The organism is Clostridium sp. NSJ-145 (assembly GCF_021044725.1).
Lineage (GTDB): Bacteria > Bacillota > Clostridia > Clostridiales > Clostridiaceae > Clostridium > Clostridium disporicum_B.
Genome location: NZ_JAJNOS010000002.1, coordinates 230,566 through 244,711, shown reverse-complemented (window position 1 = coordinate 244,711; position 14,146 = coordinate 230,566). Strand labels below are relative to the sequence as shown.

The 14,146-nt window shown below is 29.7% G+C and carries 9 protein-coding genes; 2 read left to right on the top strand and 7 right to left on the bottom strand.

The genetic code is table 11. From position 1 onward, the window contains the following. Positions 1 to 148: 148 nt before the first annotated feature. Complete coding sequence (locus LQE93_RS03725; protein WP_231072061.1) at positions 149 to 517, top strand: metal-sensing transcriptional repressor; 369 nt, start codon at positions 149 to 151, stop codon at positions 515 to 517. Positions 518 to 688: 171 nt separating this feature from the next. On the opposite strand, the gene LQE93_RS03720 is transcribed toward LQE93_RS03725, so the two are convergent. The 5 genes from LQE93_RS03720 to LQE93_RS03700 form a co-directional block, all read right to left on the bottom strand. Further along, the gene (locus LQE93_RS03720; RefSeq protein WP_231072055.1) at positions 689 to 1,012 is read right to left on the bottom strand and encodes a DUF1904 domain-containing protein; all 324 of its coding nucleotides are present in this window, start codon (positions 1,010 to 1,012) and stop codon (positions 689 to 691) included. A 22-nt stretch (positions 1,013 to 1,034) separates the two neighbouring features. After that, a complete protein-coding gene (locus LQE93_RS03715) occupies positions 1,035 to 1,889 on the bottom strand; it encodes a YitT family protein (protein WP_055266299.1) in 855 nt (284 codons plus the stop codon). Positions 1,890 to 2,071: 182 nt separating this feature from the next. After that, positions 2,072 to 6,451 carry a DNA polymerase III subunit alpha gene (gene polC, locus LQE93_RS03710; protein ID WP_231072053.1) on the bottom strand — a complete coding sequence of 1,460 codons (4,380 nt, stop codon included), beginning with the start codon at positions 6,449 to 6,451 and terminating at the stop codon, positions 2,072 to 2,074. A 275-nt stretch (positions 6,452 to 6,726) separates the two neighbouring features. After that, a complete protein-coding gene (fucO, locus tag LQE93_RS03705; protein WP_231072051.1) occupies positions 6,727 to 7,884 on the bottom strand; it encodes a lactaldehyde reductase in 1,158 nt (385 codons plus the stop codon). A gap of 303 nt (positions 7,885 to 8,187) precedes the next feature. Then, positions 8,188 to 9,564, bottom strand: coding sequence for a clostripain-related cysteine peptidase (locus tag LQE93_RS03700; RefSeq protein ID WP_231072049.1), 1,377 nt, complete (start codon positions 9,562 to 9,564; stop codon positions 8,188 to 8,190). A gap of 185 nt (positions 9,565 to 9,749) precedes the next feature. On the opposite strand from LQE93_RS03700, the gene yaaA reads away from it, so the two are divergent. Continuing rightward, positions 9,750 to 10,490, top strand: a complete 741-nt coding sequence (yaaA, locus tag LQE93_RS03695; RefSeq protein WP_442870533.1) for a peroxide stress protein YaaA — start codon at positions 9,750 to 9,752, stop codon at positions 10,488 to 10,490. A 348-nt stretch (positions 10,491 to 10,838) separates the two neighbouring features. On the opposite strand, the gene LQE93_RS03690 is transcribed toward yaaA, so the two are convergent. Together LQE93_RS03690 and LQE93_RS03685 are read right to left on the bottom strand one after the other, a co-directional pair. Beyond that, the gene (locus LQE93_RS03690; RefSeq protein WP_231072045.1) at positions 10,839 to 12,290 is read right to left on the bottom strand and encodes a protein adenylyltransferase SelO; all 1,452 of its coding nucleotides are present in this window, start codon (positions 12,288 to 12,290) and stop codon (positions 10,839 to 10,841) included. Between the two features lie 254 nt (positions 12,291 to 12,544). Then, positions 12,545 to 14,140: a beta-N-acetylhexosaminidase gene (locus tag LQE93_RS03685; protein WP_186839218.1), complete on the bottom strand. Its 1,596-nt coding sequence runs from the start codon at positions 14,138 to 14,140 to the stop codon at positions 12,545 to 12,547. Positions 14,141 to 14,146: the final 6 nt, after the last annotated feature.

The following is a 14,146-nucleotide window of genomic DNA, read 5'->3' as shown; positions in this document are numbered from 1 at the left end:
TCTTTGTAAATATTTTCCTTTATGTTCTAAATTACAATTTAATTATTCAATTTTGTAATATTAAGATACAGTTAAAAATATAAAGTTATTATTTAGTAATATTTCTTTAAATACATACTATATTTATTTAAAGGGGGGGACTTTTATTATGGCCATAAAAGAAATTAATGAAAAAAAAGAACATATTCATATTAGTGATGATGGAAAGACTTATATTCATAGCCATGATAGTAATAATGGGAGTACCCATAAACATGTCCATCAAAACACTAAAGCAGTACTAAATAGATTAGCAAAAGCAAAAGGCCACTTAGAATCAGTAAAAAGAATGGTTGAAGATGATAGAGATTGTAGTGAAGTACTAATCCAGTTAGCAGCAGTAATATCAGCACTAACTAGTACAGGAAAAGTAATCTTACAGGAACATATAGAACACTGCCTTGTAGAAGCTGTAGAGTCTGGTGATAGACAAGCTATAGAAGACCTTAATAAAGCAATAAATTTATTTATAAAATAATTAATTAATTTTAGGTTATTTATTTAAATAAAATATTTCCTTGGAAATAAAGCAATAACGGGAATATATAGCTATCTATTAACTACATACTCCCGTTATCTAATAACCTATCCTCCGGTTAGCAGGATAGGTTAATTTTTAATAAATTTATATACGTATACTTATATTTTCTTAAAAATGCTCACCATTTTCATAGTAATTTCTATGCTCTAATCCTTGAAAAACTACATCTAAACATTCTCTATCTTTCTTAAAATGATTTGTTATAGCCTTAGCTACCTTATCTTGAACTTCTTGCCCTCTATCAAACCAAGCAACTTCTATTATAGTAGGAGGAGCAACTACTTCCCCATCCATTATAAATGTATTATTAATTAATTCTATAGTAAAATAATCTCTTGGACACTCTATTATTTCTACTAACTCGTCTATTAATTCTTTACTTTCCTTCATAACCTCTTCTTGAGGTATTCCTTTAACTCTCAACATCGGCATAATTAATTTCTCTCCACTCTAATTATTCTAATAAAGATTTATCTAAGAACTTACCTATTACATCTACTGTTGGTTGCACATTTACAAAAGCATCTTCATCTACTTCTGCTACCGCTTTCTTTATAAATAAAAGCTCATGCTTTGATATTACTGTTATAACAGATTGTAATTCTTCTTTTGTATATCCGCCTAAGAAACCTTTACCTATAGTTACACCTCTTAAGTTGTTTGATAACAAATTCTTTGCCATCTCATCACCTTTTTTAGTATAAATAGTAACTGTTAATTTATGTTGTTGTATAAAGAACATATCCATTACTTGAGTCATAGCATAAATAGCTACTAAACTATATAATGATTGCTCCCATCCATATATAAGTCCTGCTGCTAATACAATAGCTCCATTTAGTAAAAGTCCAACTTGACCTACTGATTTTCCTGTAAGCTTTTGAACAACAAGAACTATAATATCTGTACCTCCAGTAGAAAAACCTTCTCTAAGGCATAACCCTACTCCTGCTCCTGTTAAAACTCCACCAAATATAGCTGCTAAAATTTGATTATTAGTTATTTCAACCATTGGAATTATCTTCATAAAAAATGATGATGATACAACAGCTAATATTGTATATATAGTAAACTTTTTACCTAATTTAAGCCATGATAAAACAGCTAAAGGTAAATTTATGATTAATACCCATGCAGATATACTTATATTAATATTAAAAAAGTCTAATCCAACTGTTGATAATAATTGTGAAAGCCCAGTAACTCCTCCTGAAAATATATTACTAGGCGCTAAAAACATATTTACACCAACAGCTGCTAAAACTGCATAAAATACTATAACTATTACTCTTTTGATTATACTTCTCATACTGCCTCTCCTTTTTATTTATCTTTAGATTTATTTTTTAATCATATACATTATTTAATATTATATTGTTATAAATAAATTTCAATAGTTTTTTCTTACTTTATCATAAATTTATCCATCTAATAATAATATCTGCAAAAACTGTAATAATACTTATGTTTTTATAAAATTTATTAATAATATTACATTGCATCAAAGAAGCTTACTTGGTCACTTTCTGAAAGTCCTTCTAAACATCCAAATTTTCTTAATAAGTCTGTAGCAGAGTTTCCTATTTTAGCTCGCTTTCTTAAGTTATCTATAGAACTTATAGGAATATCTTCATGAACAGCATTATATATAGATTCAGCTGCTATATTTCCCATACCTGATATACTATTTAAAGGTGGTCTTATTCCTTCATCTTCAATCTTAAATTTTGTAGCATCTGATTTATATAAATCTATCGGTAAGAACTTTATTCCTCTTTCATACATTTCTAAAACAATTTCTAAATCATCGTACATATCTTTATCTTTTGGAGCAGCTTCATTTCCTTGCATATTTATCTCATTCATTTTTTCTTTAACTTTTTCTTTTCCAAAAATCATAAATTCTGCATCAAAGGCTTTAGCTCTAATTGTAAAATAAGCAGTGTAGTAAGCCTTAGGTATATGCACCTTAAACCATGCTATTCTAAATGCCATCATTACATAAGCTGCTGCATGGGCCTTAGGGAACATATATTTAATCTTTCTACAAGAATCTATATACCATTCTGGTACATCATGCTCTCTCATCATAGCTTCATATTCTGCCCACTTCTCTGGGTCTTTTAAAGCTTTACCTTTACGCACTGTTTCCATTATCTTAAAGGAAGTATTAGGATCAAGTCCTTTTTTTATAAGATAAATCATAATATCATCTCTCGTACAAACAGCTTCACTTAAAGTAACTGTTCCTGCATCTATTAAATCTTTAGCATTTCCAAGCCATACATCTGTACCATGAGAAAGTCCTGATATACATAATAAATCTCCAAAGCTTTTTGGTAGCGTATCTAAAAGCATCCCTCTAACAAACTTAGTTCCAAACTCAGGTATTCCAAAAGTTCCAACCTTTGAATTTATCTGTTCTGGAGTTACTCCTAATGCCTCTGTTGATGAAAATAAAGACATAGTTTCCTTATCATCAAGAGGTATCTTTTGAGGATCTACCCCAGTTAAATCCTGTAGCATTCTTATTACTGTAGGATCATCATGACCTAGTATATCGAGTTTTAAAAGATTTTGGTCAATGGAGTGATAATCAAAATGTGTTGTTATTATATCTGATTCTGGATCATCTGCTGGATGTTGCACTGGACAAAACTCAAATATTTCTCTTCCCTTAGGTACTACTATAATTCCACCTGGATGTTGCCCTGTTGTTCTTTTTATTCCTGTGCATCCTTTAGAAATCCTAGTAATTTCAGCTTTATTTACAGGTATATCTCTTTCATCAAAATATTTTTTAACATATCCAAAGGCTGTTTTTTCAGCTATTGTACCTATTGTACCAGCTTTAAATGTAGTTCCTTTACCAAATATAACTTCTGTATATCTATGAGCCTTTGCCTGATATTCACCTGAGAAATTTAAGTCTATATCAGGTTCTTTATCTCCATTAAACCCAAGGAATGTTTCAAAAGGTATATCCATCCCATCCTTATCCATCTTCTCTCCACAAACTGGACACTCTTTATCTGGTAAATCGAATCCATTCTTATATCCATAATCTGTAAAGTCTGAATGTTTACACTTACTACACCTATAATGTGGTGGCAGAGCATTTACCTCTGTTATCCCTGTCATATATGCTACAACAGATGAACCAACAGACCCTCTGGAACCAACAAGATACCCATCCTCATTTGATTTCCACACAAGCTTCTGAGCAATGATATACATTACTGAGAATCCATTTTTTATAATGGAATCAAGCTCTTTATCTAATCTTTCTTGAACTACAGTAGGTAGCTCTTCCCCGTATAATTCATGAGCTTTACCATAAGCTATATCCTTAATTGTCTTTTCACAACCTTCAATATGTGGAGGACATTTTTCTGCTGAAATAGGACTTATCTGTTCACACATATCTGCTACTTTATTAGTGTTTGTCACAACAACTTCATAAGCTTTTTCTTCTCCTAAGTATGAGAATTCTTCCAGCATCTCTTCAGTAGTCCTCATGTATAATGGGGCCTGATTATCTGCATCTTTAAACCCTTGCCCAGCTTCTAAAATACGTCTATATATTTCATCTTCTGGGTCCATAAAATGAACATCTCCTGTAGCAACAACAAGCTTTCCAAGCTTTTCTGCTAAAGCTACAATTTTTCTGTTTATATCTTTTAAATATTCCTTATCTGGTACTTCACCATTTCTTATTAAGTAGTCATTATTTCCTAATGGTTGAATTTCTAAATAATCATAATCTTTTGCAATGCTTTCAATCTCTTCATCAGACTTGCCAAGTAATATAGCTTTATAAAGCTCTCCTTCACTGCAAGCACTTCCTAGAATTAATCCTTCAGAATACTTCTTGTACATGCTTTTTAATATACGAGGCTTCTTATAGAAATAATCTAAATGTGAATAAGAAACAAGCTTATATAAATTCTTCAAACCTACATAATTCTTTGCAAGGATGATAGCGTGATATGTTTTAACCTTTTTATAGCTTTCTTTTTGAGCTTCTTCATCTAAAGCATATTTATCTATATCCTCTAAAGTCGTTGCTCCTCTTTCTTTTAAATTATCAATCATTATATTAAATACTTTAACTGTTGTATCAACATCATCTAATGCTCTATGGGCAACCTCAACCTTTATTCCAAGATGCTTAGCTATTCTTCCTAACTTATATGTTTTAAAGTGTGGAAAAATATCTTGAGCTAAAGATAAAGTATCAATATAAGTAAAATCAAAATCATAACCTAAAACATTAGCATTATGCTTTAAAAAGCCTATATCAAAATCAGCATTATGAGCTACTAAAACACTATCTTCAATAAAATCTAGCATCTTAGGAAATATCTTATCTATGGTCTCCGCATCTTTTACCATATCATCAGTTATATTAGTAACTTCAACTACTCTTTGCGGAATAGGCTTTTCTGGATTTACAAACGTGCTAAACTTATCTATTACCTTACCATTTTGAACTTTCATAATTCCTATCTCAGTAATCTTCTCAGTCTTAGGAGAAAAACCTGTAGTTTCTAAATCTAAAACACAATAAGTAGTGTCTATACTTTGACCTTTTATATTTGTTACAGAGTTTTTCTTATCTGGTGCTAAATATGCTTCTACCCCATAAATTACTTTCATATCACTATTATTTCTTCCTAATAATTTATGTGCTTCTGGAAAAGCCTGCACAACTCCATGATCTGTTATAGCTATAGATTTCATTCCCCAACTCATAGCTCTCTTTATTAAATCTGCTGCACTACTCATTGCATCCATCTGACTCATCTTAGTATGCATATGAAGTTCTACTCTCTTAATCTCAGAATTATCCTTCCTTACAACCTTTGTCATACCTTTAGTTTCCACTATAGTATTTGCAATTACTTCTATCTCTCCAGTAAACTTACTAACACCTGAATTTCCCCAAAGCTTTAACCCCTTAGCTTTCTTTATTTTTGATATTACCTCATCATACTGTTCACCTTTAACGAAACACTTACAACTAATTGAACTTGACCCATCATATAAATCAAAAGAAACTAACATCTTACCACTACGTAACTCTTTACTTTCTATATTAGCTATCTCTCCCTCTATAGCTACTGTTCCTTCATATGGTGTAATGTCACATATTTTAATTATCTTATCTCTAAAAGTGGCACTTCTACCTAATATAAGCGCTGCATTATCTTCTTTTTTAATACTTTTCGTATACTCTTTTGGCCTATTATACTCCTTCTTACCTTCATAATTTCTACCATTACCACTATCTTTCTTATTACTTTTCCTCTTAGAGTTTGATATACTACTTTCAATTACATTATTAATAGTAGTAATTTCTCTTTTAAGTTCATCCTCTTTTAGCTTCATTAAAGCTTCATGGTCTACTTTATCAATAAAATTCACATTATAAGTTTTTCCATATAAATTCTTTACAAATGCTTGAATCTCTTTATGATAATTTAAATCTCTAAAAATATGTGATATCTCAACCTTAAAATAAATATTTATTGTATTATTACTTACCTCATACTCTGTATTCTTTATTGCTCCTCTTAAAAATGGATGCTTAACAGAAAGTAATAACATTATATTTTTTATTTCTTCTTCTATAGGTTTCTTTTCCACCTCTTTTGTGTATTTTATAACTATTTTAGAGTCATTAAGTCCGAACCTCTTCTTTAAAAAATCATTAAAATCCTCTATCTCCTTTATATCAAGATAATTGTCCGAACGGATGTCAAGCACTAAGGTTTTAGTTTTTTTTCTTAATGTAACATTTTCTACAAAAGCATTAATAATATTACTATCTGCAGAAAAATCACTAAAAATTTCACTTACTCTTTTCATCTTTCTCTTAAACCTTCCTTAAAAGATTCTTCATATTATTTTATTATATACCTATACACCATAATTTGTAATTATGTAAACATACCTATATTTATAGCTAAACTTTAAACATCCTCAAATATCTTTATTTTATTTGATTTTACATATTTTATACAAAAAATATGTCTGCAACATCTCTGCCACAGACATATTTACATTTAAACAAATCACTTTTTTCCTAGACAAAGTCACTTATAGATATTAAAGAAGTTAAAAATTTACCTCTATTCAGTGAACTAAATCCCTCTATATGCTTCTTTGTAAAGTTCTAAAATTTCTTCTCTTACACAAGGTCTTGGATTTCCACCAGTACAAACATCAGCCATTGCAGCATCTGTTAAAGCTTCTAAATCTTCTTCCTTAACTCCAATTTCCTTTAATGTTTGAGGTATATTACAATCTTTTGATAATTGAATAACTGCATTTATAGCTGCTTCTCTATATTCTTCTTGAGTCATTTCATCAACGCCAGCTACGTTCATAACTCTAGCTATTTCTCTAAATTTTTCTCCTGTATAATCTTTGTTATATCTCATTACATATGGCAATAACACTGCATTTGCTACTCCATGAGGTGTATCATAAAAAGCACTTAATGGATGAGCCATACCATGAACAACTCCTAATCCAACATTTGAGAATGCCATACCAGTCATATATTGACCTAAAGCCATATCTTCTCTTCCTTTTGGATCATTTTCAACTGCCGCTCTTAAGCTTCTTGCTATTATTTCTATTGCCTTTAAATTTAATGTATCTGCTAATTCCCATGCACCTAAAGTAGTATAACCTTCAATAGCATGAGTTAAAGCATCTAATCCTGTGCTTGCTGTTAATCCTTTTGGCATGCTACTCATCATATCTGGATCAACTACTGCAACTACAGGTATATCATGTGGGTCAACACATACGAACTTTCTTCTCTTTTCTTCATCAGTTATAACATAGTTTATAGTAGTTTCAGCTGCTGTTCCCGCTGTTGTTGCTACAGCTATAACTGGTACACTCTTATTTTGAGTTGGTGCTACACCTTCTAAAGACTTAACATCAGCAAATTCTGGATTATTTATTATTATCCCTATAGCTTTTGCAGTATCTTGAGGAGATCCACCCCCAATTGCTATCATATAATCTGCTCCACTTTCCTTAAATCTTTCAACACCATTCTGAACAACTTTTACACTTGGATTAGCTTTTACTTCATCATAGATATCATAAACTAATTCATTTTTATCTAATAAGTTAGTTACCTTCTTAACAACATTAAATCTAACTAAATCTGAATCAGTTACTATTAAAGCTTTCTTAAACCCTCTAGCTTTAACCTCATCAACTATTCCATTTATTGCACCACTTCCATGATAGCTTGTCTCGTTTAACACAAACTTTTTCATTTTATAACCTCCTCATATTTATTCGCCCTATTATTTGTAAATATTTTACATATAAATTATATATCTATTTTCTTAACAAAACAACAATATAGCTAATATATTATCATTCATCATTACATTATTTTTAAATCTATATCAATTACTCTTAAATAATAAATCATGTAAATTTAACTTCAAATTATTCTTTATTTACCCTTAATAATAAAAATAAAAGTGGCAGGTTAATAATGAATTTTTTCACTATTAATCTGCCACTTATCACTTGTAACTAAAAATTATATCTCTTGATTATAACTCTATAATTTAATGACTATTATATCTGTTAATCTCAGCTTCCTTATCTTCTTCAAATTTACGTGCTTCACCTATAACTTCCATCTTACCTTCTTTTATAACATTAGTAATATTATTTACAAATTCAAAATGCTCTTTATTTAAATTTAAACTTTCAAAGTTATCTTGAAATTTACTAAAATAATTCATCTTATAATAAGGGAAGTACAATGATAATCCGCCTACTTCAGCCATAGTAGTAGTTTTTCCAGTATATTTAACTGAGTTATTTATAGCATCTATTACTTTTTGTGATGAATTTAAATTTATCATCTCTGCCAATCTTAATATATCTACATGGTCTGTTAAATTCTCTGCATAAGCTTCAACTTCACTTCTTATTAAAGATATTTTTTCAAAGCTACCATTTTCTAACTCTTCATTTATTTCACTTAATAATTTACATATTTCATTATAGGTAACTCTTATCTCAGTTAAATCTGTAATTGACAATACTGCATTTTCTGGAACTTCCCTGCGTGAGTTATGTTCTACAAAATCATCGATAATTATTTTTCCAAGTTCTACTGTATCTATAGATGTATTATTTGATAATTGATTTAGCCAATTAGTATAATACCACCCTGCAAAAGGTTCAATTTCAGCTGATGCAATTAAATAATCTGCAAAAGGTTCAAGAGTATAAGCTACCTCTACTGTAGACATAAAACACGCGTCAAAACCTATAAAATCAAAATATGTATTACTGTCATCCAAAGCTTTTGCTAAACTATAAACATCCATATTATCATTTTCAAAATTTTCATCATGTCCAAAACCTTCAAGTGTTCCAAAACCATGATTCCAAATTATCAAACCATATCTGTTAGCTGGATAGCTTTCTTTAGAGTAATTTATAAATTCTGTTAGGGTACTTGATTCCGCCATATTCTTTAACCCTAAATCATCATTTACTAATTGTAACTCTCCATTTTCAACTGAAAATATTTGTGATCTTTCTTCACTAATTTGATCATTAGTCCAATCTACACATCCACCTGTTTGAATTAATACATTTACATTTTCACTTATATCTGCAGATAAAATCTCATTTATATCAACACTTGCTGTACCATATTCAGATTCTAAATCTGATCCACACATGTATATCATTAAAGTAACAACGTCTTCATTATTCCCTTTAATATTTGTTCTGTAATCTCTTTTTAAGTTTTCAACTACGCTTTCTTCAACTTCAACAATTTCATTTATTTCATTAACATCATCTTCTATTTGAACAACGGCATTTTCCTCTGATGTACTTTTACTATTTGTACACATAGTAAACATAAAAACAGTTAAAATACTAATTACTATTATTTCTATATATCTATATATCTTTTTCATAAATATCCCCTTAAATTTTAACTACTATAAAATTATATCATAACTTATATAAATCATCTCATAATTTCTAAAAATTGATTATAATAAAATTGTTTAATATTTATATGTAGTACCAAAATATTCATTTATTATATGATATACTTGAAAAAAACTTAAAAGGAGATGATTTTATGACAAAAGAAAATATTAGTATTATCATTTCACCAGCAAAAAAAATGAATATATGTGATGATGATTTATCACCAACTTCTATACCATGCTTTATTGATAAAACACAAATTCTTTATGATACTTTAAAAAGTTTTTCTTATGAAAATTTAAAACAATTACTAGCTTGTAATGATCAAATTGCTGAACTTAACTATGATAGATATTTACATATGGATTTAACTAAAGGTTTTACCCCCTGTATACTTTCATACGAAGGTATTCAATATAAGTATATGTCACCTAATTCTTTTTCCAACAAAGAATTTGAGTATATAAATAAGCATTTAAAAATACTCTCTGGATTTTATGGTGTATTAAAACCTTTTGATGGAGTAACTCCTTATAGATTAGAAATGCAGGCCAAGCTTAAAACAAACAACTTTAAAGACCTTTACGATTTTTGGGGTGACAACATATATAAAGAAGTACGTAAAGATAGTGATATAATCTTAAATCTAGCTTCCAAAGAATATAGCAAAACAATTGAAAAGTACTTAACTCCAGAAGATAAATATATTACCTGTATATTTGGTTCTTTAAAAGACTCTAAAATCAAAGTTAAAGCCACTGAAGCGAAAATGGCTCGAGGTCTTATGGTTAGATATTTAGCTACAAATAATATACATAATATTGATGATATAAAAAACTTTTCTGATTTATCATTTAAATACTCAGAAAAACATTCATCGGAAAATGAATTTGTATTTTTAAAATAAATAATTTAGGGTAATCAAATTATAGTTTCTCCAAAGGTTTATCATGATAGTTCCTTGCAGCTCAATTCATTACTCTTACTTTATGTAGTTTTTTAGCAATTTAAGAAATGATTATGACATATCAGAAAATGATAAAATTAATAGTGTAAGAAACATAGAATGAGCTTTAGAACTTTAGCCAATATCGTTGTGAAAATGCGTTAAGAAATTTAAATGTTTGAGCTCGCGAGTTTTTAAATTTTAGCATTTTAACATAAGATAGTGGCTAAAAGTTCTTAGCGAGTGGGTTAGTTTCTGTAGCTATTAATTTTATTATTTTCTACGTCATATTAATTCGCACTTTATTTCTTAAGTTCCACAATAAGTTTTATATGGAACTGTACTTTCTTTAGGTAATGATATATATTCCTCTTTATCTTCACTATAATCATATGGAGTTTTAAGAACCTCTAAAAGCTTATCCATGACCGTATAATCTGAATTCTTAACAGCAGCTTCTAAGGCCTCTTCAACTCTATGATTTCTTGGGATAATTGATGGATTATTACTTTTCATAAGTTTATATACTTCTTCTTTAGTTTTATCTTGTCTTGTAAGCCTTTGTTGCCATCTTTCATGCCATCTATCAAATTCTTCTTTTCCTACCATACCAGTGTCTTCTACTTTATTCATAGTTAACGCTCTAAATGTATTTGTGAAATCTGCTTTATTTTTCTCCATAATGGTTAAAAGTTCATTTATTAAGGCTTCATCTTCAACTTCTTCATTAAATAATCCCAATTTACCTCTCATTCCTGCTAACCATTTTTTCTTGAAGATTTTAGGATATTCAGATATAGTTTCTTGAGCTATATTAATAGCTTCATCCTTATCGTCACTTAATAATGGTAGTAAACTTTCAGCAAACCTTGCAAGATTCCAAGCTCCTATATTAGGTTGATTTCCATAAGCATAACGTCCACTTCTATCTATTGAACTAAATACGGTACTAGGATTATATATATCCATAAATGCACAAGGTCCATAATCGATGGTTTCTCCACTAATAGTCACATTATCTGTATTCATAACACCATGAATAAATCCTACTAATTGCCACTTAGATATTAAGTCAGCTTGCTTTTCTATTACTTCCTTAAGGAATTTAAGATACTTATTTTCTTCATTAACTAACTCTTTATAATGCCTTTCAATAGTATAATCTGCTAAAGCTCGTAAATCTTCAATTGATCCATAGCTTGCTATATATTGAAAAGTTCCAACTCTTATATGACTAGAAGCTATACGTGTTAATACTGCTCCTGGCAATAATCTTTCCCTAATAACTGTCTCACCTGTTTCGACTACTGCTAAACTACGAGTAGTTGGAATTCCAAGCCCATGCATAGCTTCGCTTATAATAAACTCTCTAAGCATAGGTCCTAATGAAGCTTTTCCATCTCCACCTCTAGAGTATGGTGTCTCACCTGAACCTTTTAGCTGAATATCTAATCTTTCATTTTTAGGTGTTATAAATTCTCCTAGCAGTACAGCTCTTCCATCACCTAACATTGTAAAATATCCAAATTGATGTCCTGCATAAGCTTGAGCTATAGGCGTTGTCCCTTCTAAAACTTTATTTCCTGAAAGTATTTCCACACCTTCTGAACTTTCTAAATATTTTACGTCTAATCCTAATTCTTCTGCTAGTGAATAATTAAAAGCAACAAGCTTAGGTTTAGGCACATGACTTGGTTTTTGCTTACTATAAAAAACTTCAGGTAATTTTATATATGTATTTTCTAATTTAATTTTTCTCATCTCCTTCAAAATTATAAATAGTAACTCTTCACATACTTAAGTTGCCCATGGTTATAATTTTTATATTAGTTTTTATAAAATTATATATTATTATAATCATTATTAAAAGATAGTTATTATTATAAAATACTTTCTTAATCTCTATATTTATTAACTCACTTATACTTTCAACCTGAAATAATAAGGACCACCAAATAATATTGGTAGCCCAAATCTTTATTTGAACATTCCCCTACTTATCTTATATCTCCTAATTAATCACTCCATATAGTAGGGTCTTCATAGTAATTTATACCTTCATTAAACATTCTTTCGCCTTGTTTTTCTAATCTAACCTTATATTCATTCCAATCTCTATTTTCCTTAGGTGTCCATCCTATCTCTGCATAACCTAATAGCCTTGGATATATCATATAATCCATTTGGTCTTGAGTTGAAATTGTTTCAGTCCATAATGGTGCTTCTATACCTAATACTAAATCTTTTGGTGCAAAATCAGTAGGATCCCAATTATATGCAGTTTCTACTGGAATATATCCTGCCCAATCTAATCCATATGGAGTACTCTCATTATATTTCATATCTAAATAAGTTTTACCTGCTATTGAGATTATCATTTTCATATCCTTTTTTCTAGCCTCTTCATTAGAGTCCTTCCAATTTTGTAATATTACACTTGAATTTATTTCTGGAGATGTATCTATTGGATCCCATCCTATAGGAGTCTTTCCATACTTCTCAGCTATTTTAGCTACTCTTCCTACAAAATAGTTATAATCTGCTTTTGGAGTTGCCTCTGCTTCATCTCCTCCTATATGAAAATATTTTGATGGTGATATTGCTGAAACCTCTTTAATTACATCATCTATAAATTCATAAGTTTTTTCGCTATGGGTCATAAAAGTGCTAAATCCCACTTCTATTCCTGTATATAATGGCTTCTTCTCTCCATCTGGATTTAAAAATCCATAAGATGCCAATGCTGCATTGCTATGTCCAGGCATATCAAACTCAGGAATTATTTCTACATATCTTTCTTGAGCATATTCAACTATTTCTTTAAATTGCTCTTGAGTATAATATCCACCAGGGCCTCCACCCACTTCAGTACTACCACCTATTAAGGTTAAATCTGGATACTTCTTAATTTCCAAACGCCACCCTTGATCATCACTAAGATGTAAATGAACTCTATTTATTTTATATTGAGCAGCTAAATCTATTTGACGCTTTACTTCCTCTTCAGTGAAAAAATGTCTTGCTACATCAATCATCAATCCTCTATAACTATATTCTGGTTTATCCTCTATAGTTGCCACAGGAACTATCCATCTGACATTATCAACAACTGCATTGCCTTCAATATATGCTGGTAATAACTGTCTTAACGTTTGAACTCCTCTTGAAAGCCCTTCTGGTTTAAATGCAATAATCTTAACTCCTTCATCATTTATTATCATCTGATACCCTTCATTACCTTGAGATTCCTCTCCACCTACTGTAGTCAAATAAATATTACCTTGAGGTGGATTATCCCCTTTAATAATATTTAATTCAAACCCTGTTGCTGGTTGTAATTTTTCCTTTAGAAACTCTGCAACTTTATTAATTTCTTTTGTTTCTTTTTCATTTTTACCATTAATATAAATAGAAGTATCTTTAGTTATGTTAAATTCACCAACACCTTCTTCATAACTTAATGGCTTTGGTATAATACTATTACTATTATTCTCTTCTGATTTTACCTCTTTATAATTATTAGCAATTACTATTAAAAAGGTTATTATACCTGCTAATGTTATACTAAATATATTTTTTTTGCTCCACTTCTTATTAAATGTATTCCTCATTTGTTC

Coding starts and splice junctions, on each gene's coding strand:
- LQE93_RS03725 (WP_231072061.1), top strand. CDS start 149: ATGGCCATAAAAGAAATTAATGAAAAAAAAGAACATATTCATATTAGT.
- LQE93_RS03720 (WP_231072055.1), bottom strand. CDS start 1,012: ATGCCGATGTTGAGAGTTAAAGGAATACCTCAAGAAGAGGTTATGAAG.
- LQE93_RS03715 (WP_055266299.1), bottom strand. CDS start 1,889: ATGAGAAGTATAATCAAAAGAGTAATAGTTATAGTATTTTATGCAGTT.
- polC (WP_231072053.1), bottom strand. CDS start 6,451: ATGAAAAGAGTAAGTGAAATTTTTAGTGATTTTTCTGCAGATAGTAAT.
- fucO (WP_231072051.1), bottom strand. CDS start 7,884: ATGAAAAAGTTTGTGTTAAACGAGACAAGCTATCATGGAAGTGGTGCA.
- LQE93_RS03700 (WP_231072049.1), bottom strand. CDS start 9,564: ATGAAAAAGATATATAGATATATAGAAATAATAGTAATTAGTATTTTA.
- LQE93_RS03690 (WP_231072045.1), bottom strand. CDS start 12,290: ATGAGAAAAATTAAATTAGAAAATACATATATAAAATTACCTGAAGTT.
- LQE93_RS03685 (WP_186839218.1), bottom strand. CDS start 14,140: ATGAGGAATACATTTAATAAGAAGTGGAGCAAAAAAAATATATTTAGT.